Raw genomic sequence first — 25294 nt, forward strand, 5'->3', positions numbered from 1 at the left:
TCCATATAACGGCGGTAGTCCAGGACATTCTTTCGTCCAGGGCTGCCGTTTTTGTCATTCTAATAACCGCGTGGAATCAGCATCCCCATTCAACAATTTGTATTTTCAACGAGCAGTTTCACGTCCGGACAGTCATTATGCAAGAAAAGTCAACTGGTGAAAATCCATGGCGAAGCCTCCCGGGCAGCGGGAGCGGTCAGGCTGGAAACCCCGCAGCAGAGGGCAATCAGGCACCGGCAGGCCCGCTTTGCAAAAAGTTGCGATTGCCGGAAATGACCGCATATCGTAAAGTGGCCTTACCCGAACCCTGGGCGGCGGCTTGGGTTCATACAGTCAAGGAGGTGGCAGGAAGAATGTCTTCGTATTATAAGGCGAACCGGAAGCAAAGTGATGAAACCGCATACATCTCTGCCGTGAAACAAATGCGCAAGCAGAGCATATGGAACGGAATCAAGCGGGACAAATTTCTTTACCTGCTGGCGCTGCCGGGAATTGTCTTCTTTATTTTGTTCAAATATGTGCCCATGTGGGGAATCATCATTTCATTTCAGAATTACTCGCCGTATCAGGGGATGTGGCGCAGCCCGTGGGTGGGCTTCGATCATTATGTACGGTTCTTCTCCAATCCCGATTTCATGATGCTGTTCCGCAATACGATGGCGATTAACCTGTTGTCGCTGCTGCTGTTTTTTCCGCTTCCCATACTCATTTCGGTCATGCTTGCCGAGGTTCGCAGCATCGCCTACAAACGGGTCATTCAAACCATCGTCTATCTGCCGCATTTTTTATCCTGGGTCATTATTGTCGGCATCACGTTCCTGCTGCTTTCCACAGGCGAAGGCGTTGTGAATCAGCTGCTTGTGGCGGCGGGTCTGAACAAAATAGATTTCCTCACGACCCCGAACTATTTCTGGGGGCTGCTGACGGCACAATCCATATGGAAAGACGCAGGTTGGGGGACGATTATTTTCCTTGCCGCTATGGCGGGGATTGACCCGCAGCTTTACGAGGCGGCGAAGATTGACGGAGCGGGGAGGCTTCGGCAAATCTGGCATGTCACGCTGCCCGGCATACGGCCGGTCATCATCATATTGCTGATTCTCCGCATCGGCCATATGATGGATGTCGGCTTCGAGCAGGTATTTCTGATGATGAACGGAGCGGTGTCCGAGGTTGCGGACGTGTTCGACACCTACGTTTACCGCCTGGGGGTCAAGCAGGGACAATTCAGCTTCAGTACGGCAGTGGGTGTATTCAAATCGGTCATCGGCCTGCTGCTGGTCATTGGCGCCAATCGCCTGGCCAAAAAATTCGGCGAGGAAGGCGTTTATTGAATAAGCGTTCGAAGGATTGTCCGCGTAGATGCCTGGGCTTGTAATTACGCAAGAATGAAAGGAGGAGTCGATTATGAAAAGAGACTACGGTGACCGTATGTTCACCTTTGCCAATGCGGCTCTGCTTGCCGTTGTCGGCCTGGTCACCTTGTTTCCGCTTTATTATGTATTCGTGGTATCTTTCACCGACCCGTCGGAATTCATCAAGAACCGGGCAACGCTGTGGCCGGCGCACTGGAGCCTGGTGTCCTATCAATATTTGATGTCCACGGACGCGTTCCTGCGGGCCATGGGCAACAGCGGATTTCTCGCTGTTGTCGGCACAGCCTTAAGTCTGCTCGTGACATCGGGGCTTTCCTATTCCCTCTCCCGCCGAAGGCTGCAGGGCCGGCGCATCATGATGCTGCTTATCCTGCTTACCACCTTGTTCAATCCGGGAATTATTCCGCCGTACCTGCTTGTCCGCGATCTGCATCTGATCAACAGCACCTGGTCGCTCATTCTGCCTGTGCTGACAAGCGGCTGGTATGTCCTCTTGATGAAGGGCTTCTTCGACAGCATCCCGCCGAGTCTCGAGGAAGCTGCAAGGATTGACGGATGCAACGATGTCAGTGTCTGGTGGCGGATCATTTTGCCATTATCCCTGCCGTCTATGGCTGCCTTCGGCCTCTTCTATGCCGTCGCCTACTGGAACACCTTCTTCAGCGCGCTGCTGTACATTAATGATTTTGACAAGCAGCCCATGCAGGTGCTCCTGCAAAACATGCTCATTGACTCTTCCACAGCTGCGGGGGGCGCTGCGGCGGCGGAGATGGTCTCGGAGCAGCAGATTCCACCGGAGACGCTGAAGATGGCGGCGGTCGTCATTGCGACGGTTCCCATTCTGCTGGTCTATCCTTTCCTGCAGAAGCATTTTGCGAAGGGCTCGATGATCGGGGCCGTTAAAGAGTAAGCAACTGGACCATATAAACTATTGGGAGGCTATGAAACTATGAAACGTTTATCAAAAAAACGGTTGACCCTTGCCGTCGTTCTGGTAATGACCATGATTATCTCCGCCTGCAGCGCTGGGAATCCGAACGATGAAGGAACAGGCAGCGAAGCTCCATTGAAGGTCAATATTATGACCATGTATTACACAGCTGAGCCGCCTGGACCGGACAATGTCGTTGTGCAGGAGTTCGCCAGGAAGACCAATACGGAGCTTAATATAACCTGGGTCTCTCCCAACAGCTATGGGGACAAGGTTAATGTCACGCTCGCTTCGGGCGATATCCCCGATCTGATGCTGCTGGATGACCCGTTCACGGCACAGGTGAGAACCATGGTCCAGCAGGGCGCATTCTGGGATTTGACTCCCTTCCTGAAGGATTATCCCAATCTGATGAAATTCCCTGAGGATTCCTGGACCAATACGAAGCAGGCGGATGGCAACAATTACGGTATTCCAAGGGTCCGTCCTGTGGAAGGCGGAGGCTTCCCCTATATCCGCAAGGACTGGCTGGACAAGCTGGGCCTGGCGGCTCCGACTACAACAGATGAGCTGTACACGGTGCTGAAGGCTTTTGTGGAGCAGGATCCCGACGGGAACGGCAAGAAGGATACAATAGGCTACGCAGGCTTTGTGGATCAGAACGGGATGGCCTACTTCAGCACCCTTGTGAATGCTTTCACCCATACCACCGGCGATTGGAAGGAAGTGGACGGCAAGCTGGTCAATGTGAATCTGCTGCCGGAGATGAAGGAAGCGCTCCAGTGGCTGAACCGGGCTTATAATGAGAAGCTCATTCCCGAGGATCTGGCGGTGCTGAAGAACAGTCAGGCCAAGGACATGCTGAAGGCCGGCCGTGCTGGCGGATTCCAGGATACGGTAGAGGCGGCTTGGGAGCCGACGGAGGAGCTTCGCAAAAGCGACCCGAATGCGGATTTCCTTCCCTTGGTGTCGCTTAACGGTTATGTGAACAAGGACAGCGGGTTTTTCGGCATGTTTGCCATCCCCAAGACAGTGCCCGAGGAAAAAATGAAGAGGCTGCTGGAGCTGATGGACTACGGGGCTTCCGATGAGGGCAGCGATTTGGCGAGCTTCGGCATCAAAGGAACCCATTATACGGAAGAAAACGGCGTCAAGACGGTGACGGAGCAGGCGAAGAAGGACATCGTCGCCCAGCAGGCGCTCGGACAGGTTTTCATCAAATATGACAAATATCTGAGAGCTTACCGCAGCGGCATGCCAAACGATATGCTGGAGCGCAACAAGAAAATCATCGACGAGCGCGAGAAGGTCAGCGTTCCCGATCCGTCCACCGGCCTGTATTCCGAAACGAATGTGACGGCAGGTACGGAGCTTCGCAAGAAAATTCAGGATATGAAGACCAAAGTGATTCTCGGCAAGGTGCCGATGAGCGACTGGGACGACTATGTGAACAAACTGAAGTCCGATCCCGACATGCTGAAGATTACCGAAGAGATTAATGCCTCTTATGCGAAGCGCCAAGAGGGGTAAGCGTAACCGTCGGTTTCACAATTGAACATGTTAAACTGGTAGTCAAGCCAGAAGGCAAGCATCAAAAAAACTGGCTAATCATGCAGGTTCAAAAAGTTCCCCGTGATCCTATTTGGACTTCTTGATCCCTCTAAAGGAGCGCATGTTCAGATGATCAAAAGTGGCTGGAATATGGGAAACCGGTGGTGGAAGCAGCGGACAGGCCGTGGACGTTTCTATCAGAAAAGCCTGATACTCGTCTTATGCATCACGAGTTTGCCGACTGCTGTGATCGGAATAGCCTCCTATGTGCTTGGTGTAACCAATATCGAACGGGCGGTGGCAAGCGCCCATCAGGTGCTGCTCGGGCGAACAACGGCTAGGATGGACGAGACCCTCTCGCAGCTGGAGCTGGCTGCTTCCCAATGGGCATTGGATCCCAGAATGGATGCGAGTCTGAAGGAAACGGATCTGAAGCGGGAATATAATACGTCCTATGCGTTATTCAGCTTCCTCGGTCTGATTAAAGCGACTTATCCGTTTATCGGCGAGGTGCAGCTGTATCTCAAGCAGGATCTGCCCGTTGTCCTCTCCGATAGCGGCGGAATCAGACAGATTGCCGGCAAGGAAGAACAGATTCAGCTGAATCGGCTGCTGGACAATACGAGAGGCATCTATTGGCTTACGCACTTTAGTCAGACTGCAGCCGGTCCGCAGGAGAAGGTGGTGCTGGTCAACAGGCTTCCGGTGTACGGCAAATCATACGGAGCATTATTATTTATCATGGATCGCGCCAAGCTGACGGCGATGGTGCAGGAGACGGCGCTTGAGAAGGAAGGAACCTCGCTCCTGATTGACGATGCCGGGGAATTGATCGTTCAGGAAACAAGTGCAGCCGAGGGCTCGGAACCGTTCAGGGCCGCATTAATGACAGATGTCAGAAAACGGCAGGGGGAAAATAAGGAAAGGGGAGCGAACAGCAAAACAGCGAAGAGCGGCTCCTATCTGTTCAAGTGGGATCATGAAAGCTATTCCGTTTCTTACAGCAAACTCGCCAGATCCGGAACCTCGTGGACCTATGTAACCGCTTCGCCGCTGTCGGCGATGACAGGTCCGATAATTTTATTATCCCGGTCGCTGTTTGCCGTCAGTCTGACGGGCCTGCTGCTGGCTGTACTGCTGTCATGGCTGGGATCCCGCCGCTTGTACCGGCCTATCCACCGGTTGGTGGCGCTGGTGAGAGAACCTCGGCGGGATGCCGCTTCCATGGAGCAGGACATCGGGTATGGCGATTCTGAGAATCATCCGGGTTCCAGGAAACAGGACAGGAGTACAGGCTACGACGGAGATGAGATGGGCTATATCGAGAGCCGGTGGCGTGATATGTCCGATGAGAAGCAGGCTATTCAGGCAGAGCTCAAGCGTGCTTATCCGTCGCTGCGGGCGGGCTTTCTGATGCAGCTTGTGAATGGCCATTACCATATGCTGAGCGAGGAGGAGCTGATGGAGAGAATGGCAGGCTTCGGTTGGCCGCTAAACGCAGGGGACCGGATTGCCGTATTGCTGCTCCAGATCGGGCGCTTGTCTTCACCAGAACGGAGGTTCCGCGAGAATGAAGAGCAATTGATGACGTTTGCCGCGGCCAATGTCGCCCAGGAATTTGTGCAGGGAAAAATTCAGCAGGCGGAAGTGATTAATTTTCAAGACACGACCGTGGCGATTCTGATCCCGTGCCCGGCGTGGGAAACGCCGCAGCAGACGAAGGAGCAGCTGCTCACTTTGGCAAGGGAGCTGGCTCAGATGCTCCGCTCGCTGCTCAAGCTGCAGGCGGTGATCTGCTATGGCGGTCCCGACAGGGTCCAGGAGGTTCCGGTGCTGCTGTCCTATCTGCGCGGAGCAGTCCGTCACCGCGATCTCAAGGAGGATTGGCAGGTGATGGAGCTTGCAGATATGCTTCCTGCGGTCGGTGAAGCCGGAAGCTATCCGTTCTCGCTGGAGAAGGAGCTGATCCAGTCTGTACGGTTGGGGCATGCAGAGGAGTCTGCAGGCAGGATAGAAGCCTTCTTCCGGGAGCTGACCCACAGATGCGTCACGGAGAAGGCGGTGCAGGAGGGCGCGCTGCAGCTGCTTGGCAGCCTGCTGCACACGATGATGGAGGCGGGCTTCCAGCCTCCAGGCCAGCAGGAAGGAGGCAGCCTCTACGAGCAGCTGCTGTCGATCCGCGAGCCGGAAGCGATGCTCCAGCTGCTGCAGAATAACGTATTGGGCGCTTATATGAAATGGATCTTCCTGCAGCAGGACAGGGAATTGAAGCAGATCGTCGACAGAGTCAAGGAGGAGCTGGAGAGAAGCTTCGCAGGAGACATTTCCCTGGAGAGCTGCGCGGAATCCTGCGGGCTTAGCACCTTCTCCCTGAGCCGGGCGTTCAAGCAAATTCATGGAATCAATTTTATTGAATATCTCGCGGCCGTGCGTATTGCCAAGGGCAAGGAGCTTCTGCGCACAACGGATTTGCGGGTGAACGAGATTGCGGAGGCTGTCGGTTATCAGCCTTCGTATTTCATCCGCGTCTTTCGCAAGGCGGAGGGGCTTACACCCGGTCAATACCGCGATCAAAGAAGCGGATGAAGACTTTGATAACCGACAGCGATTTCTATCACAATTTCAGAATTGCCCGGGATCCTTAGATTCCGGGTTTTTCCCTGTGTCTTTCTGAAATCGCTTGCATCAGTCAAAAAAATTACAAAAGAGTCATAATCCTGCCTTATGCGCGCATTCTGATGAATCCTATAATAAGATATGAGTTCGAATAGGGTTGGAGGGCGATAAAATGGGGCTACAGGAAAAAAGCGCGGCAGTCCCCGGCGTCAGGATAAGGTCAAGCAGCGCCAGGAGAAGGCGCGAGACGCTTGCCGGTTATTTATTCACAGGTCCCATGCTTCTGGGCGTCATTGTATTCACATTAATTCCGGTTATTATGCTGTTTACGTTAAGTCTCACGGATTGGTCATTCGTAACCGGTTACAGTAAAATCCGCTTCATCGGAATGGATAATTTCATCAAGCTGTTTCAGGATGAGGCGTTCATCCAAACGCTGCTGCATAATCTGTTTCTGATCCTGGCGGTCCCGATCGGAATGGCCATAGCGCTGCTGTTTGCCGTTATTTTGACGAAGCATGTATACGCGCAGAGCTTCTTCAAAATCATTTTTTTTATGCCGCAAATCTCCAGTGTCGTTGCGGTGGCAGTCGTATGGCAGGTGCTGTTTCACCCGTCCTACGGGCCAGTGAACGGGCTGTTGATGTCGCTCGGTATGGACAACCCGCCCAAATGGCTGGCAGATACTCATTATGCGCTGCCTTCGGTGATGATGCTGATGATCTGGATTGATATGGGCGTATCGCTGATTATTTATATCGCCGGAATCAATAATATTCCGCATGATTTGTACGAAGCAGCGGATATTGACGGGGCAAGGGCCTGGAACAAGTTTAAAAGCATTACGTTCCCGCTGCTTACGCCAACCAGCTTTTTTCTTCTGATTACGGGAATCATCGGCAGCTTTAAAGTATTCGCGCTCATTAAGGTACTGACCGACGGAGGACCGGCAGATTCCACCTCTGTTATTGTCACCCGGATGTTTCAGGAGGGCTTCGTTAATTTGAAGACCGGCTATTCCTCCTCCATGGCCGTCGTGCTCTTCTTCGTCGTTTTGCTGATTACGTTTTTGCAATGGATTGCGCAGCGGAAGTGGGTGCATGATTAATGGAAAGAATCGCGGGTTCACGCAAAGGAAATACCGGGAAAATCATTATGACGGTCATGATGTCCATCATTGGACTCCTGTTTCTGCTGCCGTTCTTCTGGATGCTGTCCTCATCCTTCAAGCCGGAGACGGACATCTTCAACTATCCCGTGGAATGGATTCCGAAGCACTGGCAGATCATTGATAATTACCGCGCCGTCTGGGCGGGCAAAGCGAACTTCGCCTTGTTTTACTGGAACTCTATAAAAGTAACGCTGCTCACCACCTTGCTGTCCGTTATTGTTTCCAGCCTGGCCGCCTACGGGTTTACAAAAATTCATTTTCGCGGGCGGAATATTCTGTTTTTCTTCATTCTGGCGACCTATATGGTTCCCGCAGAAGCCACGCTGGTTCCGTTGTTCGTCATGTTCCGCTCTGTGGGTCTTTACAATACGCATACCGGACTTATTCTGCTGGGCGGCTTCAGCGTCCTTGGAACTTTCCTGCTGCGCCAGTTCTTCCAGGGCATTTCCAATGAATTTATCGAATCGGCGCAAATGGACGGCGCAGGCCATTTTACAATCTTCACGCGTATTATGCTGCCGCTTGTAAGACCGGCTCTGGCGACTTACGGCATCCTTCGCTTTATCTGGACATGGAATGATTTTCAAACGCCTTTTATTTTTCTGAGCGACAAGCAGCTCTTCACGATCCAGCTGGGAATGAGCGCCTTTGCCGACCGCAACGGACAGTTCTATTCCTTGATTATGGCAGCTTCGGTATCTGCGATAATTCCGCTGTTGATCGTCTTCATTATCGGCCAGAAGCATGTAATCGAAGGAATCAGTTTTGGCGGCGTGAAAGGATAGGAGTGGGAAAATAATGAAAACTGCCGAAAAATGTAAAAATAATTTTAAACCAGTCAATTTTTTTCGCTTCTTAATAAAAAGCTGAATGGTAGGATTAGCTAAAGCGGATAATCCAGCTGCTAAACGTAAAAGCGCTGCGCAAAAGACCTGAGGAGGAATCATATGTTTAAGAAAAAATGGGGTATGTCGGTTACGATTGCGCTTGCTGTCGGATTGTTGGCGGGATGCGGCGGTAATTCCGGCAATAATGCGAATTCAACATCTGCCGATGCGAACAAGCCCGCGAACTCCACGAACGCGAATACAGGGGGCAATGCTTCGTCTGAACCGGTTACGATTAAAATGGCTGCGTGGTTTCCGGAGGAGCAGATGGCGCCGGCCATCGAAGCGTATAAACAGGAGAAACCGGATGTGACAGTGGAATATGTTCCGCTTGTTGACAATAACGATTCCGTGGCGGGCATGCAGAAGCTCGATCTGCTGGTGGCTTCCGGGGAAGATATCGATATCGCCCTGTTCCCCAATTCAAGCGAATATTCGAAACGCGCGAGTCTTGAATTGCTGGCCCCGCTCAATGATATGCTTACTGCCGAAGGAATCAGCGTAACCGACGAGTATATCGTTGATCCTTCTATCAACGGCAAAGTGTATGCCCTTCCAGACACGTACGAGAATTATTTTGTACTGCTGAACAAGGATATGCTGGACAAAGCCGGTCTGCCTATCCCGACCAAATGGACGTGGGACGACTATCTCGACTATTCCAAAAAGCTTTCCAGCGGGGAAGGCGCCAATAAAATATTCGGTACGTACTTTCACTCCTGGCCGTTGTACTTTGAGCTCGGCTTGATCAACCAGCCGAAGGATAACAACCTGATCAATAACGGCGTGCTCAAAATTGACAGCCCGGAAATCCGCAAATCGCTGGAAATCCGCGATCAGGCGGAGAATGTGGATAAGAGCGCAATTCCGTATACCGACACGATTTCTCAAAAGCTGGCTTACCGCTCCGTTTATTTCGCCCAGAAAGCAGCCATGATTGTTACCGGCAACTGGATGATAACCGAAGCAGGAGGCTCGGATGAGTTCCCTGCAACCTTCGTCTCGGCGTTTGCGCCAATGCCATCCAGCTCGGCGGACGGGCAGACAGGTCTGAGCCCCGCGAACGGCAACTTCATGGCGGTGTTGAACAAATCGGAGCAGAAGCAGGCCGCTTATGATTTCATCCGCTGGTACACGACCAAAGGCGAGCAGCTGAACAATGTTTATTCGGCATGGAAGAACCAGGATGTTGATCAATTTATTGCGGGCGTCAAGGGAAAAGTCCAAAGCCCCGATAAAATCGACGCTGATTCCTTGTCGTATGTCATCAAGAACAGCCCGACCTCACCGCTTAATATCCCGCCGGCGTATCAAACCGAACTGGATGATGCGTTTGTGAAGGAAGCGGAGAAATTCATACTGAAACAGCAGGATCTCGAAACCACGGTCAAGAGCGCCAATGCGGCTTTGCAAAAAGTAGTCGACGCTAACAAATAATCGCTCAAAATATGTTAAAATAGAATAAGCACGACATCCTTTCCCGAACTTTATTTTATCCGCAGCTTTTCGGGAAAGGGTGTTTTTTCTAATTATAGGAAATCCTATGAAATCACTCCATTTAGTTGTTCTCCATGCTCGCACAGTTTCCCTTACATTTGAGAGCGCTCAGGGGGGTAATCATGGCCGGATTTTTTCAAAATAAAAGCTGGAGAAGAAGTCTGCGCTACAAGCTCGTCGTTACTTCTGTGCTTTGTTTGCTTTTGCCTTCCCTGCTCACCTTGTGGGCCAGCGATTATTTGACCAAAAATATTGTCCGGGCCCAGGTTGTTGACAATGAGAGAAAATCGCTTGAGCTTGCGGATGTGTATATATCGGGCTTGTTCGACAGCATGATCCGGATCTCCAATTCGATTATGTTTGAGAATGATATCAACGTATCCCTGAAAGAAATTTGGCAGCGCAGCCGTTCCAAACAGCAGGACTATGCGAAGGATACGCTGGCGGCCAAATATTTTATCGATGACAAGCTCGAAAATATTGCTTACGCTATGGATAATGTATATATCACGCTGATGACGACAGAAGGACAATACTTTACCAGCACGCTTAAGCTGGATGACGCATTCAAGCCATCCGACATCGAGAATGAACCATGGATGGAACGGCTGAGGGATCTGCCGGCATTCGAGGTGGACTGGGTGGGTCTGATCAAAAGAACCCCCGATTCCAGCCGTTCCGGCATTCCCTTCTCAATCGCCGTCGCGCGTAATTTGCGTATGTCCTCCAATGAGACTTACGCTTATCTTATCGTCAGTATCGGGGAAGATCAGCTGAGTCAGATTTTCCGCCACGATGTAGGACGCCAGGAAACCGTTCTGCTTGATAAACAGGGGATGATTATCGCCAGCAAGGACAGCAGTAAAGTCGGCAAGCCGTTTCAATTCAGCAGCAAAGTTCAGAATCCCGATTCCCGCCTGGTTGAATATGAGAATGAATCCTTTCTTCTCAGCAGACACAGCCTGTCTTACGGCGGGTACGAGCTTGCAAGTCTCAAGCCCTACAAGGAAGCGGTCAGCCAGATTCATACGGTGTACAGACTAAGCTTTGCCATTCAAATCGCGGCGGTGCTGCTGTTCCTCGTTCTGTTTATTTATATGGTGAGACAGTTCACCAAGCCGGTGATCAAGCTTGAGCAGGTTGCGGCGCGGGTAGAAGCCGGCGATCTGACCATCCGCTCCAACATCCGGGGCCGTGATGAAATCGGCCATCTGGGCAAAATGTTCGACCAGATGCTCGAAAGCATTGAATGGATGATGGCGGAGGTCACGATGGAACAGACGCAAAAGCGCAAAGCGGAGCTCGCCATGCTTCAGGCCCAGATCAACCCTCATTTTCTGTTTAACATCCTGAATTCGATCCGCCTCCGTATTCTCATGAAAGGCGACAAGGAGAATGCCGAGCTCCTGTCCTCATTATCCGGTCTCCTGCGGATGACGATTCAGCGGGACAATGAATTTACGCCGCTTCATGAGGAACTGCATATTGTAAAGAAGTATGTGGAACTGCTGAATTTCAGACAGTCCGAGAAGGCCGATTTGGAGATTAATGCGGCATCCGATTGTCTGGCTGTCCCAATTCCGCGATTCCTGCTCCAGCCTATTATCGAGAATGCATATATTCACGGGCTGAATCAGAATGCGGGACTGATCCGCATCAGCGCCCACAAGGCGGACAAGCTGCTTACCATTATAATTGAGGATGACGGGGAAGGAATCGCCTATGAGAAGCTGAAACTGCTGCGGCATGAAATGAGCCGTATCCGGGATATTAATCCGGCTGCGCCGTCAGTGAAGCTGTCGAGTATTGGCATATCCAATGTATATGAGCGTTTGTATCTGATTTACGGCAATCAATTCAGGCTGACGATTGACTCCAAGCCTGGCATAGGGACTGTACTGCAAGTGATGATTCCGATTCTGACGACGGAATAAACAACCTTGAGAGGTGATCCGCTGATGTACTCCGTTATGTTGGTTGACGATGACTTCCCGGTATTGGAGTTTCTCTCCGGCATGATTCCATGGCAGGAGCTTGAGCTCAAGCTCCACTCCGCCTGCAAGAACGGCGCCGCCGCGCTTGAGAAAGCCAGGGCTCAGCCGCCGGATATTGTGGTGACCGATATTGGCATGCCGCAGATGGATGGCATTCAGTTGATAGCCGAGCTCAAGCAGCTTAAACCGGATATCCGGGTTGTCATTCTATCGTGCATGGATGATTTCAGCTATGCGCAGAAGGCGGTCCGCCTGCAGGTTGACGATTACGTGCTGAAGGAAACGATGAATCAGCAGCAAATGATTGAGCTGTTGACGAGGATCCGCAGCGAGCTTGCCGACAGGAGCCGGATTTCCGCTCAAATAGACAGCTTCAAGAGCATTGCCGAAGAGAATGAGATGGCCCAGAAACAAACGCTGCTGCACAAGATGCTTCATGGGACCGAAACAGCAGTCCCGGCCTGGATCAGGGAAGCGGAGCTGCTTGGCATCGCGCTTGAAGGGAAGAGCTACTTGCCGATTATGTGCTATCTGAATCCGGATGCCCAGGTCCGTGAACGTCTGATTCAGGATTCTCCGATGATGCTGGCGTTGATGACGGCTGTGACAGAAGTCATGCAGGCCCAGCCTGGCGTCCTGCTCCTTCCGAATAATGTGAGGGAATATATTATTCTGATTCCCTATCGCCGGACGCTAAAGGAAAATGCCTACGAGGCGTTCAGACCGTTGATCCAGGAGCTGCACTTGCAGTTAAAAAGGCAGTTCGGAATGGTGGCGACCTTTATCTATGGGAATGCGGCAGGTGATCCTCTTGAGCTGAGCGCGGAAATTTCCTGGCTGCTCGGCGGGTCGGCCTATCGTTTTTATCTGGCAGAGGGCGGCATATACCCGAGATCGGCGTTTACTGAATTTGCAGGCGGAGATTTGTACGAGCATTACTCCGATGCGCTCGGGGAAATTCGGGATGCGTTTCTGGAGGAAGAGGAAGACAGGCTCGGCGGCATCATTATCCGGTGGATGGCGCTGATCCGCAGCAGACGTTATCCCCCTGAAATCGTGAAGGAATGGACGCTTAAGATACTCTACGATATTCAATCCAGGCTTCTGGCCCTGCAGCATTACCAGACGACCTTCTCCCTTGAGGTGCTGCACCAGACCATTGCGGATATCAGTACGCTGGATGAACTCGCCGCCTGGGTGCAGAAGTTTTTCCGCGAGCGGATACCGCTGGTCCAGCTGATTTACAGCCAGTCCAGACGCTCGGAGATTCTTGAGGCGCAGCAGTATGTGACCAAGCATATCAACAAGAAAATCACGCTTGAGGAAGTCGCGGATATTCTTCATATCAATTCCAGTTATTTCAGCAGGCTGTTCAAAAAAGAAACCGGCCACAATTTTATCAATTATGTCACCTTCGCCAAGATGGAGCGGGCCAAGGAGCTGCTGGAGAAAACCGGCATCAGCGTAGAGAAGATTGCAGAGAAGCTGGGCTACGATAATAAGAGCTATTTCACCAAGCTGTTCAAGAAGCATACCGGCTCGACGCCAGGCGAATACAGGGGAGCTTGACCTTCAGGAGGGAAATGGATTAATATGGTTCGATTTATACCTTTGGCAGAATTGAAGCTTGAGGCTGCGGCTGACTTGTGGAACGAAGAGCTCGGCAGCGACTTTCCGATGCGTCTGCGGCTGCTCCGGCAATGCTGGCAGGAGGATGGCAATATGCTCGCTGCCGGTTCCTGGGCGGTAATCGATGAATCCACGAACCGACTTGCCGGATTTGCAGCCGCGAAGAAATGGATGGATCCCACGGAGGGTATCTCGTTCCCGGCTGATGAGGGGTGGATCAGTGCGCTGCTGGTTCATACGGACTACCGGGGGCAGGGGATCGGCAGCCAGCTGCTGCAGAGAGCGGAGCGGGCGCTGCGTGAAGCGGGCGTGGCCAAAGCCGATCTCGGGAATGATCTTCACAGACGAATATTCCCCGGCCTTCCGGATCAGGGAGACGCTGCGGCGCAATGGTTCGAGAGCAAAGGCTACCGCTCTACAGGCAGCCTGCAGGATTTGCTGCGCCAATATCGCTCGGATGAACCCATTCATATGCCTGTTCTCAAGGACGCTGCAATCCGCGTTCTCCATGAAGACGAGCGGGGCCGCTTGGAGAGCTTCATGAGAGAGCATTTTCCGGGAAGATGGGAGTATTCCACCCGCCAGTATTGGGAGGAAGGCGGCAGCGGACGGGAATTTGTCATTATGGAGCGCGGGGACCGTCTAATCGGTTTTTGCCGCATCAATGACGCGGCTTCGCCTCTTTTGACACAAAATATATACTGGTCGCCCTTGTTTAAAGAGGAGCTGGGAGGCGTGGGACCCTTGGGCATTGACAACGCTTACCGCGGCCTCGGCTATGGGGCGGCGATCGTACAGGCGGGCATCGCCATGCTTCGCAGCCGCGGAATTGACAACATTGTCATTGACGCGACGCCGATTGCCGCCTTCTATGAGAATATGGGCTACCGGCTGTGGCGTACGTATGCGATGTACAGCAAGCTTCTTTAGACCAGTATAGGGCACAGGAAGAAACGACTTCGCCGTCCATTGAGGGCAAAGAAGAATCGTCTATTGCGTCCTTTGGCATCATCAAGTATTTTCAGCAGCCTGCAGTCCAGTTTCATGTTCTATATATTTGCGCAAAAACAACGCCTGGCCGGCATTCTGCGTTCTGAAGCGGCCAGGCCTGTCCTAATACTTTAGGGCTGTGGTGCGGCAACGCGGCAATCAATAATTTCCGGCGAAGGGACTTTGCGGCTTGTCTTCCCTGTCGGACACCTGCTCCATAAAGCGGTTCCTTTTCTCCCATGTCAGATCGGCGTCCCTGCGGGCTGCTTCCATATTGCCGTCATAGACGGTATCGATCACCCATTTCTTGCCAAAGCCTGCATGGACGACTTCATCGGCCCAGTCGAAATCCTGAAAGGTGGTCATAAGCGGGTCCTTGGCCGTATCCCGGGCAAATTCCCATTCCTCGCGCTTGCCGGGCGGGTATTTCATGGCTGCCTGTTCAATGGCTACCGTCAGATGCACATAAGCTTCCTCTGGGCCGAACAGATTTTTGGATACCTCATAGAACCCGGTCCAGTTAGGAGCTTCATATACGTCATAGCCAAGCTTCCGCAGCGCGGCCTCGCCGAACCAGGAGTGGCGCACCTCATCCCAGAGATGACGCGCCGTATCCAGGTAGAAGGCCCATGGCCTGCCGGTTGTCTCGAAGAGTACAAAGGCTACGCCTTCCGCAGGCGACATTTCAAAGTAACGGGAATACATCATCATCTTGAAACGTCCTTCATCGCTGTCTTCAAAATGAATGTCCCTGAATTTGGTTACCGAGGATGTGTAGCGGCTGTCGCGCGGGCTATGGTCTGGCAGTGCAAAAGGTTCGTTCTGAAATTCTCCTGCTTCGGGCAGTGCTGACTGCGGACCAGTTCCGTCGGCTCCGCCTGCTGCGCCTAGCAGCTGCTCCAGATAAGCGTTCCATCGCTGCACCTTATCGAGCTCCTCCCGGCCGGCAGCAGGAGAGAGAGAAGCGATCGCTTCCTGCCCCCAGGCGATTTCATCCTCGCGATCGATCAGCTGGTGGCGCAGGATGTGAAGGGTCGGCTGATCGACGATAGGCTGGGCAAGCTCCATATAGTCGCGGATCGCTCGTATCTGCGCCGGCTTGATCACGGTGAACAGGGCGCTGAGCAGCTCAAGCGTGGTGCCGGAATCAAGCACGGCATCCATCAGCTTATCCAGCGATGGTCCGGGGCTTTTGTCGAAGGCGGACGTACTCATGCGGAGCTGCTTGCAGCGGCTGCGCAGCTGATCATGATGCGTGGCGTCAAGCCATGCTATACGGGCTAGAAGCCCCTTGATTTCGTATTCCGGACAAGCGATCATCCGTCCAGCGGCTATCCGCGTAATTTTCCTGTCGAAGCAGGCGATGCGGCGCAGCCGTTCGGCCGAGTCGGCGACAGACAGCCCGATTTTATCCCAATCCTTGATACCCATAAATGGATGCAGCATGATATCGATTCCTCCTGTTTTTTTTCATATAGTGATTCTTAATTTTCAGATTATCGAATCCGGGTGTGGAAATACATTCACGTAAAGACAAACTTTTTATACGATTTGGCCTATCTGGGAAGGAAGGTGCTTCAGCAATGTCTTTTACAGTTGAGGATTTGAGGCTTACACCATCATTCGGCAAAGTGTTCTGCGAACCGAGCTGGAGGTGGAATACGGTTGGCCGTCCATTTGACGATTTTGATCTGTGGTATGTTTGGAGCGGTGAAGGCGAAGTGATCTTGAATGGGGTGCATCGTCCCGTTTCTGCGGGCAGCTGCTTTTTGTTTCGGCCGGGTGACGAGACAGTCGGCCGCCATGATGAGCGATCTCCGCTCACGATAACCTATATTCATTTTCAAATGCCATTGGAAGCTTCATGCCATTATCCTTTCTACCATCAGATTAAGGATCGTCTTACCTTTGAAACGTACATGACCCGCTACGCCCGCACGCTGGTGGAGAACCAGGCGCGCAGTGAGACAGAGGCTGCACATCTGCTCTATCTGCTGCTGCTGCAATACGCTGGCGAGGAGACATGCGAGGAGGAAGCCGGGCTGAGTGAGAATCAGGAGCTGCTGTCGATCATTCATGAGGTTGCCAGCCACATCCGTCAATTTCCCGGGATGAAGCATACGGTATCCTCTCTGGCGGAGCGGGCGCGTTTGTCCGAGCGGTATTTCTCCCGCAAGTTCCGCGCGATTATGGGCCGAACGCTGGAGGCTTATGTGATCGATATGAAGATTGAGCGCGCCGAGCATCTGCTTCGCTACTATGGCATGAATGTCAGCGAGGTTGCCGATGCCCTGGATTATGGCAGCGTCTATTATTTCAGCCGGCAATTCAAGCAGTACAGAGGCGTAGCACCGTCCGAGCTGCGCAAGCGCTAATAGTCGTAAAAAGAGTGTGGCTGCTTATAATTCGGCTTATAAGGCGCTTGTATTTGCAAGGTGGAGAGAAGTCGGCTGAGCCGCCAAAGAACGGCGCAGCCGGTTCTGCCTGACCTGATGGCATATATAAAACCATAAAACCGTTTCTGCTTACATGAAGGAACCAACGTTAAATTGTCAAATAAGTTAATAAATCAGTCAATTATTTTTCAGTTAAGGTTGATATAGTTCTAGGTACAGTTCTTGTAATGGGCGGCAAAGGAGGCGTTAGAAGATGCTAAATAATCGACTGGGTGTTCTGACCGATGAGGTCTCGACGGATTTGACGGAGGCGCTGAATTGGATTGCCGAGCAGGGGCTGGCGCATGTCGAGCTGCGAGTGATTAATGGACGGAATATTGCGGATCTGGAAGATCACGAGGTGCATGATGTACGCGAAATGGTAGAATCGCGCGGGCTGTATGTGTCCGCGCTGGCATCGCCCCTGTTCAAATGCAAGCTGGACCCCAGCCGTGCGGCTGCTACGGGGGATACCTTCGGACAGCAGGAGGAAAGCGTAGACGCGCATTTCCGCAAGCTCGACCGGATGATTGAAATCGCTCTCTTGCTGGGCACCAGGCGGATCCGCGTTTTCTCGTTCTGGCGTGAAGCGCAGCCTGAGCTGTATCTGGACGAAATCGCAGCGCATCTGGGGAGAGCTGCCGGGATTGCCCAGCAGGCCGGTGTGGTCCTGCTGCTGGAGAACGAGCCGTCCTGTAATGCCGGCTTCGCTGGCGAGGTAGCCGAAATTGTCGGCATGATCGGCTCTCCCGCCCTGCGCGGTTTGTGGGATCCCGGCAATGAGGCTTACGGCGGCAGGGAAGCCTACCCGCTTGGATACGAGCGGATCAGGAATGCCGTAGGTCATGTTCATTTGAAGGATGCCTATATAGGCAGCAATGGAGTCCCGAGATGCGTGCCGCTCGGCTCCGGCGATGTGCCCGTTATCGCGCAGTTGAAGGCTCTTGCCGAGGATGGCTACGAGGGGCTTTTTACGATCGAGACGCATTTCATTCCGGCAGGAGGTTCGCAAATGACCGGCACGCGCATGACCCTGGATGCGCTGCGGGCGCTGCTTCGCGAGGTGAGCGATTGATGAAGCGGTGGCGGTTCGGCATCATCGGCTGCGGGGGGATAGCGGATTTTCATATCAAGGCCATCCACGAAATTGAACATGCGAAGCTCATCGCGGTATCCAGCCGCAGCAGCGGCAGGGCCGCAGCGATTGGTGAGCGTGAAGGCTGCGCCTGGACGGAGGATTACAAGGAACTGCTCGCAAGAGAAGATATCGATATTGTGTCGGTGACGACATCCAGCGGGAGCCATTATGCCGTTGGCAGGGATGTGCTGCTGGCGGGCAAACATCTGGTAATCGAGAAGCCGATGGCGATGAATGATGCCGAAGCCGCAGAATTGACGGCAATCGCCGAAGCGGGGGGATTGCTGTTATCGGTCATCTCGCAGCGCCGGTTCGAGCCGCAGCATCAGCTGCTCAAGCAGCTGGTGGAGCAGGATGCCTTGGGGTCGCTGCTGTTCGCCGAGGTTTCGGTTCCCTATTACCGCACCCAGGACTATTATGACAGCGCCGCCTGGCGCGGAACCATCCGTGAAGACGGCGGTTCGCTCATGAACCAGGGTATCCACTCCATCGATCTCCTCTTGTGGCTGATTGGCAGGCCGGTTTCCGTATATGGAAAAATCGCCACGCAAACCCATCAGATAGAAGCGGAAGATCTGGGAGTGGCTATCGTCAATTTCGATAATGGCGCTTTCGGGACGATTATGGCGTCAACCAGTATCAAGCCGGGCTTTCCGGCAGGACTCAATCTGTACGGCGATAAAGGAACCATTAAAATCCTCGGCAACGATATTACATACTGGTCGGTGGAAGGACTGGAGGAGCCGACTCTCCAGCAGACAGGTACAAGCGGTGGCGTATCCGATCCGTTAAGTATTCAGCATACCTGCCACCGGCTGCAGATTGAGGATATTCTGGATGCGCTGGAGAAGAACCGGGAGCCTCTGGTCACGGGAAAAGATGGCTATACCAGCTTGCTGCTGGTGCGGAAAATTTATGAGAGCTCGAAGCTTGGAATGGAACTATGGCTGGATTGACCGCTTTCATCGGATGGAGGGATTAGTTATGAAAATTGCTATATTCAGCGGCGCTTTAATCGACTACAGCATTCATGAGGCACTGCAAATCGCGCATCGGATTGGCGTGGATGGCGTGGAAATTGCCGGCCGCGAGCCGCATTTGTCGCCAACCACCAGTGATCTTCGGGTCAAGGAAATCAAGAGGCTTGCCGGGGAGCTGGGGCTGGAAATTCCCGCGATCGGGGGATATATGGGGCGGTTTTCCGAGCTTGGAGACAAGGAAAGCACCGGGGAATTCGAGAATTTCAAGCGTATGCTGCCAATGGCGGCCGAGCTTGGAGCTTCACTCTTCCGCATTCAGCAGGGAGGGCCCAACGGGTTCCTGGCTCAGGATTACCATTACCGGAAGGCCGCTTATTTTATTGACCGGTGCGCCGAAGAAGCCGAAGCCTATGGAATCCGCGTCGCCCTTGAAATTCATAATCAGTCGATTCTGGAGACGACGGATGATTGCAAGCGGCTGCTGCAGTATATCCGGCAGGACAATGTCGGATTTATTCATGATGCCGGGAACATGTACATCACGGACACCGATTACGGCCGTGAATCCGTTCTTCAGCTCGGCAGCCGACTGCTTCATGTGCATGTGAAGGATGAACTTCGGATCGCAGAAGCCGGAGCGGCAGGCAGCTTTAATAATTTGACCCGTCACGGGGAAGAAGCGTTTATCCAATGCAGGCTTGGCGACGGGGCCGTCGATCACAAGCCTTTATTCGCGGCTCTCGCCGAAACCGGTTACGAGGGCTGGGCAACGCTGGAATGCTTCGCTCCGCTGCCGGTTGTGGAGCGTTTCGAGCATGATTATAAGGAAGTCAAAAGCTGGCTGGCTCATCCTGGCGGCCTGGCATAACATCCTACCACTGAAAAGGGGAAATCCATGATGAATCGGGGACCATTAAAGGTTGGTATTATCGGGCAGGGCCGGAGCGGCCGGGACATACACGGGAATTTGCTGCAGCAGATTCCGGATTTCTATCGGATCGCTGCCGTTGCGGATGCGCTCCCGGATCGCCGGCAGCTGGCAGAGAAGGAATATAGCTGCCGCGCTTACGGGAGCTGGGAAGAGATGGTCGCGAATGAGGAGCTTGATCTTGTTGTCAATGCCTCGCCTAGCGATCAGCATTACAGCATTTCGCTCGATCTTCTGAACCGCGGCGTGCACGTTTTGTGTGAAAAGCCTTTGGCGAAAACGCCGGAAGAGGTAGACCGCCTGATTGCCGCTTCGCAAAGCTCCGGCAAAGTGCTGGCTGTCTTCCAGAACTCGCGTTATCAGCCGGCCTTCGTACAGATCCGCAGGATCATCGCTTCCGGCGTGCTGGGCAGAATCGTACAGATTGATTTGACGAGCAGCGGCTTTGCCCGCAGATGGGATTGGCAGACTCTGCAGAGCAATAACGGCGGGAATTTGATGAATACGGGTCCCCATCCGCTCGATCAGGCTCTTCAGCTGTTCGGCAGCGGCACGATGCCGAATGTCACCTGCATCATGGATCGCGCCAATACCTTCGGAGATGCCGAGGATTATGTCAAGCTGCTGCTGCATGGTGCCGGGCATCCCTCTATAGATATCGAGATTTCCTCCTGCAGCGCATTTCCCGGCGAACCCTTCGTCATACAGGGAACGCATGGCGGCCTTCATGGCAATAACCATCGCCTGGAATGGAAATATTACAAAACTGCGGAGGCGCCGCCCCAGCAGTTGATCAGAGGACCGCTGCTTGACGCGAACGGCAAGCCTGCATACTGCAGTGAGCAGTTGATTTGGCATCATGATTCATGGGACCTGAAAATTGAGGACGGCAAGTCAGCCTTTGATCATATGACGGAGCAGGTATACCTGATGCTGTACAGGACGCTGACGGAAGGGGCGGAGCTTGAGATAACGCCGCTTCAGGTCAGAGCGCAGATGGAAGTTATGGAGCAGTGCCGCCGTCAGAATCCGCATATTTATTCTATTGAATAGGAGATAAGGGCTTCAGCAATGGGGGCTGATGAGGCCAAGATTAGGGAGGAGGGCGTGAAATTGACAGAATGGAATATGCCGCGTAGCGAAGACAGTCCGACTGATCAGGAGCAAGCTCCGAGGCTCGATATCCAGCAGTCCTGGTGGGCCATGCACGGCTATGGGGAAGGCGGTAAGGAATGGAGCGCCGAGCAGAAGTTCGAGCATATCGCGAAGGCCGGATTTACCGGCATCCTCGGACGTCTTCCGGAGCCCTCGGAAGCCCGGCGCTGGCGCAGCCTGCTGGATCAGTACCAGTTCAGCTTTGGCGTACAATCTTTTCCGGGCAGCCGGGAGGAGCTTCATCTGTTCCTCAAGGAGGCCGAGGCATTTGGCGTCAGCTATGTCAATTCCCAGGTGGCGGACGCCTTCGTCACCGGAAGCGAGGCTGTATCGCTGCTCGAGGGGTTGTGCGAGGAAGCGGCTGCCGTGCAGATTCCCTATTACGTGGAGACGCATCGGGGCAAGCTGACGCAGGATCTGATCCGGACCGCCGGCTATGTGCGCGAGGTCGAGCAGCTTCGCCTGACGATTGATCTGTCCCATTATGTGGCCGCCGGAGAGATGATTGATGTGCAGCAGAAGGCTGAGCCGCTGTTCGATCAGCTGCTGCAGCGAACCTCCTCCATCCATGCGAGAGTATCGAACGGACAGCAGATTCAGGCGGATATCGGAGAACGGGGCGAGCATCCCATGCTGCCTCATTTCAAGCGCTGGTGGTCAAGCGGAATGACCTATTGGAAAAGCAAGGCGATGCCTGGTGATGTGCTGCCATTTGTAACCGAGCTTGGCCCTCCGGGCTACGCAATTACAGATAGTGACAGCCGGGAACTATCGGACCGCTGGCAGCAGGCGCTGCTGCTCAAGGAAATTGCTATGCAGCTGTGGAATGAAGCTTAGCTTGATAATACGAGGAGCCTTTGCATCAGTCGGGTAAACCGGTTGTTGGCAAAGGTTTTTTTCTTGAACGTTAAGAAAGGTTTAATTCCTCCATACTTTGCCGTACCGCCAGAGGGATGCGGCAGCCGCTTCTTGCAGTTGAAAAATGTTATGATCAATGAGGAAAGAATTTTGCAGGCACGAAGGGGAGAATGGCTGTGAAAGTAACCTCGGTCGGTATTCTAATAACGGATGGACATTCATTTCTGGCGTGCCATTCAACAGGCAATTCCTTCTACGATCTGCCCAAAGGGCTGCAGGAAGTAGAGGAGCAGCCGATTGACGTATGCTGCAGGGAAACGCTGGAGGAAACCGGAATAATCCTCGAACCTGGCAAACTGAGGGACCTGGGCGTTTATGAATATTTGAGAAACAAGAATCTGCACCTGTATATGTGGATAACGGACGACCTGCCTGATGTTAAGGATATGGTGTGCACATCATATTTTGAACACTATAGAAGCCGAAAACTGCTCCCCGAGGTTGATGGTTACCGTTATGTGCCTTTCCATGAAACGGATGAATGGATGACTGTGAGCATGGCCCGGATTATCGGTCGGATTGCAGGGGATTATGGCTTTTTTCGGTAAGGCAAATTAAAATGAACGGGCAGGAGTGAAGACCACATCAATTTATTATTTGTATGCAGCCGAAATAGATGGAGGAGCCTGACGGCCGAGACGGTTTTCCAGGGTAAAGGCGGCCACGTTGTACGCTCGGCAGGTACGGAAGAGAATGCCCGGATCAGGATAACGGAAGGGCATGTCGGCTGGGCGGACATCCTGTTCGCGATGGAGAAGAAGCATGTCCGCAGACTGCAGGAAAAATTCAGCGGTGATCTTGCCGGTAAAAAGCTGATCTGCCTGCATATACCGGATGAGTACGAGTATATGAACGATGAGCTGATCGGCTTGCTTCAATCGAGCGTAGGGGAATATATTGAGTTGTGACATAATTCGTCACGAAAAGAGGAAATTTATCTTCTTTTGTTGAACAATGTATGTAAAGGGGGACATGATATGAGTTTTGTTTCAATTGTTGCGACCACAGGCTTTGTTACCGTAATGAGTGATGGAAGAGTAAAGGACATCGTGTCAGGAGAAATCATTCAGGAAGATTTCCAAAAGTTCATAAAAGCCAACGATTCGAAGGCTTTTATTGCTTATGCGGGCAATAGAGAATCGTGTGAACCAATCGCGTTAAATCTTAAAAACGCCATTGAAGAAGGAATAAGCTTTGACATTGTTCAGACCATCTTAATATCCGCTGTGAGGAAGCTCATACCTGAACACCTGACGGTTATGTTTGCGCTTGGCGGTCTGAACAGTGACAATGAGATTGAATTTTATAGCTTCAATTCCAGGGAAAATACGAATTCGCATTTTAAGCCCGCTAACGATGTCATTTCTTATACCTTTCTCAATAACACAAGCATTGCCCGGAAAGATTTTGAAGGCGAATTTGTGAAAAATCTGCGAGAGACCGGATTTCAGTCACCTACGTCCACGATTCAGGCCCAGAAGCTTCTCAACAGGTATATCGCAAGCCGAGACGAAACCGTTAATAATACAACCTTTCGTCTCAGCATAAAAAAATAAAAAAATTTGCCAAGAAACACTCTGAGCACCCTTGCCGGTGCTTTTTTTTTTGCGAACAAACGACGGGGCGCCATGAGCTCTCACATAACAACAGGAATCAATGGGAAGAATATGCATTATTAATATTGTCATGATAAAAAAACGGAGTGTGTTGATATGATTATGACCCCATTACCAAGTTTGATATTATGCTCTACATTGGTGTAGAAAGTGTCGGCGCAGCTTATTAAAAGAGCCTGCAGCTCAATTCTGCTTGCATGCATCTTCTGCCCGTTGCTGACAGGTTGCTGGGACCGCCTGGAAATCGAAGAAAGGGCTGTTGTTCTGGCTATTGCTGTTGATGTTGCAATCCCAAACAGGGGTGGAGAGCAAATGGAGGTCACGCATGTGGAGAAATCCTTTCCGGAACCGCAGGGGCCTGACTTTCAGATTACCGCGCAAATTGCCGTGCCGGGGCGTATTCCTCTGGGTCCCGCCAATGAGGGAGGGGGAGGCGGTACATCGCCGGTCTGGGTTGTATCGGCAAGCGGACATACCTTGGATGACGCCATGAGCGTGCTGCAGCAGCAGCTGGCGGATAAGCTGTTTCTTGGGCATCTTCGTGTCATCATGGTCTCCGAGAAGGTCGCCCGTACAGGACTTTCGAATTTGAACGATTATTTAAGACGGAACCCGGAGGTGCGAAGGCTCGCATGGCTCGGCGTGGCCAAAGGCAGGGCGGAGAAGGTGCTTCGAGCGGCTCCACAGCTGGAAAGGGTTCCTGCGCTTTATTTGCTGGGCATGTTTGAACAAGCTGTCGAGAGAGGGGAATATCCGAATGAATTTATCGGGGTTTTCTGGAGCAAGAGAACGAGCAAAGGGATAGACCCGATTCTGCCGCTGTTCAAACTGAATAAAGAAGAAGGGAGCATTGAAGTAACGGGACTTGCCTATTTTAGCGGTGATAAAATGGTTGGAAACACCAATTCCCTCGAAATCGGGTTTTATATGGCTTTAACCGGCAGGAAGCGGGGAGGATATACAGCCTTTATTCCAAGATACCCGGGGAGCCGCGAGATGGTGATGATTAGCGCCACCCATCGAAAAACAACAACAAAAATCTCGTTGAAAAATGGGAAGCCGCAGGTGCAGTTGGAGGTGCTGCTGGAGGAAAACATCGATGAGAATCCAAACGAGAACTCCAAAATCAGAAAACAGAAGGATCTGAAGGAGCTGTCCCAAATATCTGCCTCCATGACAGATGAAGGAACCACGAAATTAATTAAAAAATTGCAGCTCGCAGGATCGGACATACTCGGATTTGGCGAACAGTTTCGGGCGAAAATGCCGGATTACTGGAACCGCAGCATTCAAACGGATGAGAAATGGATTGAGGTCTTCAAGACCTTGACCGTTGATGTGGACTGCAAGGTGAGCATTCGGCGGGTTGGAATGAAGGCAAGCTAGAAATCCCGATTGTTTGCTACTTCCTGACTCTCTACACGCAAGGGGGGCCAGCATTATATTCTGGATCGCATTAAGGCCGATGCGTTAAAATTTCTA

At 52.4% G+C, this 25294-nt stretch carries 21 protein-coding genes; 20 read left to right on the forward strand and 1 reads right to left on the reverse strand.

All coding sequences use genetic code 11. The features are described 5' to 3' along the window. The first annotated feature begins 422 nt into the window (after positions 1–422). The 10 genes from AC0YNV_RS02885 to AC0YNV_RS02930 all read left to right on the forward strand — a co-directional run bounded on the left by AC0YNV_RS02885 (position 423) and on the right by AC0YNV_RS02930 (position 14582). Positions 423–1334 (forward strand): ABC transporter permease, encoded by a 912-nt coding sequence (locus tag AC0YNV_RS02885; RefSeq protein WP_475767273.1) that lies wholly within the window; start codon positions 423–425, stop codon positions 1332–1334. Positions 1335–1407: 73 nt separating this feature from the next. Next, on the forward strand, positions 1408–2286 hold the full coding sequence (locus AC0YNV_RS02890; protein ID WP_210039451.1) for a carbohydrate ABC transporter permease: 879 nt from the start codon (positions 1408–1410) through the stop codon (positions 2284–2286). Between the two features lie 39 nt (positions 2287–2325). Beyond that, complete coding sequence (locus AC0YNV_RS02895; protein WP_475765670.1) at positions 2326–3837, forward strand: extracellular solute-binding protein; 1512 nt, start codon at positions 2326–2328, stop codon at positions 3835–3837. A gap of 150 nt (positions 3838–3987) precedes the next feature. After that, positions 3988–6444 carry a helix-turn-helix domain-containing protein gene (locus AC0YNV_RS02900; RefSeq protein ID WP_475765672.1) on the forward strand — a complete coding sequence of 819 codons (2457 nt, stop codon included), beginning with the start codon at positions 3988–3990 and terminating at the stop codon, positions 6442–6444. 202 nt (positions 6445–6646) lie between these two features. Next, positions 6647–7582, forward strand: a complete 936-nt coding sequence (locus AC0YNV_RS02905) for a carbohydrate ABC transporter permease (RefSeq protein ID WP_210039448.1) — start codon at positions 6647–6649, stop codon at positions 7580–7582. Further along, complete coding sequence (locus AC0YNV_RS02910) at positions 7582–8430, forward strand: carbohydrate ABC transporter permease (protein WP_210039447.1); 849 nt, start codon at positions 7582–7584, stop codon at positions 8428–8430. The genes AC0YNV_RS02905 and AC0YNV_RS02910 overlap by 1 nt, the downstream gene beginning before the upstream one ends. Before the next feature lie 162 nt (positions 8431–8592). Then, positions 8593–9969 (forward strand): ABC transporter substrate-binding protein, encoded by a 1377-nt coding sequence (locus tag AC0YNV_RS02915; protein WP_475765675.1) that lies wholly within the window; start codon positions 8593–8595, stop codon positions 9967–9969. 182 nt (positions 9970–10151) lie between these two features. Beyond that, positions 10152–11963, forward strand: a complete 1812-nt coding sequence (locus AC0YNV_RS02920) for a sensor histidine kinase (RefSeq protein ID WP_475765677.1) — start codon at positions 10152–10154, stop codon at positions 11961–11963. Between the two features lie 24 nt (positions 11964–11987). Beyond that, on the forward strand, positions 11988–13592 hold the full coding sequence (locus AC0YNV_RS02925; protein ID WP_475765679.1) for a helix-turn-helix domain-containing protein: 1605 nt from the start codon (positions 11988–11990) through the stop codon (positions 13590–13592). Positions 13593–13616: 24 nt separating this feature from the next. After that, a complete protein-coding gene (locus AC0YNV_RS02930; RefSeq protein ID WP_475765681.1) occupies positions 13617–14582 on the forward strand; it encodes a GNAT family N-acetyltransferase in 966 nt (321 codons plus the stop codon). A gap of 219 nt (positions 14583–14801) precedes the next feature. On the opposite strand, the gene AC0YNV_RS02935 is transcribed toward AC0YNV_RS02930, so the two are convergent. After that, positions 14802–16088 (reverse strand): hypothetical protein, encoded by a 1287-nt coding sequence (locus AC0YNV_RS02935; RefSeq protein WP_475765684.1) that lies wholly within the window; start codon positions 16086–16088, stop codon positions 14802–14804. 137 nt (positions 16089–16225) lie between these two features. Between AC0YNV_RS02935 and AC0YNV_RS02940 the strand changes: the two genes are divergently transcribed. From AC0YNV_RS02940 to AC0YNV_RS02985, 10 genes are all read left to right on the forward strand, one after another. Continuing rightward, positions 16226–17017, forward strand: coding sequence for an AraC family transcriptional regulator (locus AC0YNV_RS02940; RefSeq protein ID WP_475765686.1), 792 nt, complete (start codon positions 16226–16228; stop codon positions 17015–17017). Between the two features lie 274 nt (positions 17018–17291). Beyond that, on the forward strand, positions 17292–18152 hold the full coding sequence (locus AC0YNV_RS02945) for a sugar phosphate isomerase/epimerase family protein (RefSeq protein ID WP_475765688.1): 861 nt from the start codon (positions 17292–17294) through the stop codon (positions 18150–18152). Then, the gene (locus tag AC0YNV_RS02950; RefSeq protein ID WP_475765690.1) at positions 18152–19171 is read left to right on the forward strand and encodes a Gfo/Idh/MocA family protein; all 1020 of its coding nucleotides are present in this window, start codon (positions 18152–18154) and stop codon (positions 19169–19171) included. Before AC0YNV_RS02945 ends, AC0YNV_RS02950 begins: the two co-directional genes overlap by 1 nt. 28 nt (positions 19172–19199) lie before the next feature. Next, the gene (locus AC0YNV_RS02955; protein WP_475765692.1) at positions 19200–20063 is read left to right on the forward strand and encodes a sugar phosphate isomerase/epimerase family protein; all 864 of its coding nucleotides are present in this window, start codon (positions 19200–19202) and stop codon (positions 20061–20063) included. Between the two features lie 27 nt (positions 20064–20090). Further along, complete coding sequence (locus AC0YNV_RS02960; RefSeq protein WP_379113090.1) at positions 20091–21176, forward strand: Gfo/Idh/MocA family protein; 1086 nt, start codon at positions 20091–20093, stop codon at positions 21174–21176. Positions 21177–21236: 60 nt separating this feature from the next. Beyond that, the gene (locus AC0YNV_RS02965) at positions 21237–22115 is read left to right on the forward strand and encodes a sugar phosphate isomerase/epimerase family protein (protein WP_475765695.1); all 879 of its coding nucleotides are present in this window, start codon (positions 21237–21239) and stop codon (positions 22113–22115) included. Positions 22116–22312: 197 nt separating this feature from the next. After that, positions 22313–22744 carry an NUDIX hydrolase gene (locus AC0YNV_RS02970; RefSeq protein ID WP_475765697.1) on the forward strand — a complete coding sequence of 144 codons (432 nt, stop codon included), beginning with the start codon at positions 22313–22315 and terminating at the stop codon, positions 22742–22744. A gap of 201 nt (positions 22745–22945) precedes the next feature. Further along, entirely contained in the window at positions 22946–23104 is a 159-nt protein-coding gene (locus AC0YNV_RS02975) for a hypothetical protein (RefSeq protein ID WP_475765699.1), read from the forward strand. 69 nt (positions 23105–23173) lie between these two features. After that, positions 23174–23752 carry a hypothetical protein gene (locus tag AC0YNV_RS02980; protein WP_475765701.1) on the forward strand — a complete coding sequence of 193 codons (579 nt, stop codon included), beginning with the start codon at positions 23174–23176 and terminating at the stop codon, positions 23750–23752. 210 nt (positions 23753–23962) lie between these two features. Then, positions 23963–25198, forward strand: a complete 1236-nt coding sequence (locus tag AC0YNV_RS02985) for a Ger(x)C family spore germination protein (protein ID WP_475765703.1) — start codon at positions 23963–23965, stop codon at positions 25196–25198. Positions 25199–25294: the final 96 nt, after the last annotated feature.

It is taken from the genome of Paenibacillus sp. JT31N11, assembly GCF_056269285.1.

Excerpts from the sequence above, each read along its gene's own strand:
- AC0YNV_RS02945 (WP_475765688.1), top strand. The coding sequence starts at position 17,292 with ATGCTAAATAATCGACTGGGTGTTCTGACCGATGAGGTCTCGACGGAT.
- AC0YNV_RS02890 (WP_210039451.1), top strand. The coding sequence starts at position 1,408 with ATGAAAAGAGACTACGGTGACCGTATGTTCACCTTTGCCAATGCGGCT.
- AC0YNV_RS02910 (WP_210039447.1), top strand. The coding sequence starts at position 7,582 with ATGGAAAGAATCGCGGGTTCACGCAAAGGAAATACCGGGAAAATCATT.
- AC0YNV_RS02905 (WP_210039448.1), top strand. The coding sequence starts at position 6,647 with ATGGGGCTACAGGAAAAAAGCGCGGCAGTCCCCGGCGTCAGGATAAGG.
- AC0YNV_RS02980 (WP_475765701.1), top strand. The coding sequence starts at position 23,174 with ATGAGTTTTGTTTCAATTGTTGCGACCACAGGCTTTGTTACCGTAATG.
- AC0YNV_RS02950 (WP_475765690.1), top strand. The coding sequence starts at position 18,152 with ATGAAGCGGTGGCGGTTCGGCATCATCGGCTGCGGGGGGATAGCGGAT.
- AC0YNV_RS02930 (WP_475765681.1), top strand. The coding sequence starts at position 13,617 with ATGGTTCGATTTATACCTTTGGCAGAATTGAAGCTTGAGGCTGCGGCT.
- AC0YNV_RS02915 (WP_475765675.1), top strand. The coding sequence starts at position 8,593 with ATGTTTAAGAAAAAATGGGGTATGTCGGTTACGATTGCGCTTGCTGTC.
- AC0YNV_RS02960 (WP_379113090.1), top strand. The coding sequence starts at position 20,091 with ATGATGAATCGGGGACCATTAAAGGTTGGTATTATCGGGCAGGGCCGG.
- AC0YNV_RS02920 (WP_475765677.1), top strand. The coding sequence starts at position 10,152 with ATGGCCGGATTTTTTCAAAATAAAAGCTGGAGAAGAAGTCTGCGCTAC.
- AC0YNV_RS02955 (WP_475765692.1), top strand. The coding sequence starts at position 19,200 with ATGAAAATTGCTATATTCAGCGGCGCTTTAATCGACTACAGCATTCAT.
- AC0YNV_RS02885 (WP_475767273.1), top strand. The coding sequence starts at position 423 with ATGCGCAAGCAGAGCATATGGAACGGAATCAAGCGGGACAAATTTCTT.
- AC0YNV_RS02895 (WP_475765670.1), top strand. The coding sequence starts at position 2,326 with ATGAAACGTTTATCAAAAAAACGGTTGACCCTTGCCGTCGTTCTGGTA.
- AC0YNV_RS02900 (WP_475765672.1), top strand. The coding sequence starts at position 3,988 with ATGATCAAAAGTGGCTGGAATATGGGAAACCGGTGGTGGAAGCAGCGG.
- AC0YNV_RS02925 (WP_475765679.1), top strand. The coding sequence starts at position 11,988 with ATGTACTCCGTTATGTTGGTTGACGATGACTTCCCGGTATTGGAGTTT.
- AC0YNV_RS02940 (WP_475765686.1), top strand. The coding sequence starts at position 16,226 with ATGTCTTTTACAGTTGAGGATTTGAGGCTTACACCATCATTCGGCAAA.
- AC0YNV_RS02935 (WP_475765684.1), bottom strand. The coding sequence starts at position 16,088 with ATGCTGCATCCATTTATGGGTATCAAGGATTGGGATAAAATCGGGCTG.
- AC0YNV_RS02975 (WP_475765699.1), top strand. The coding sequence starts at position 22,946 with ATGGAGAAGAAGCATGTCCGCAGACTGCAGGAAAAATTCAGCGGTGAT.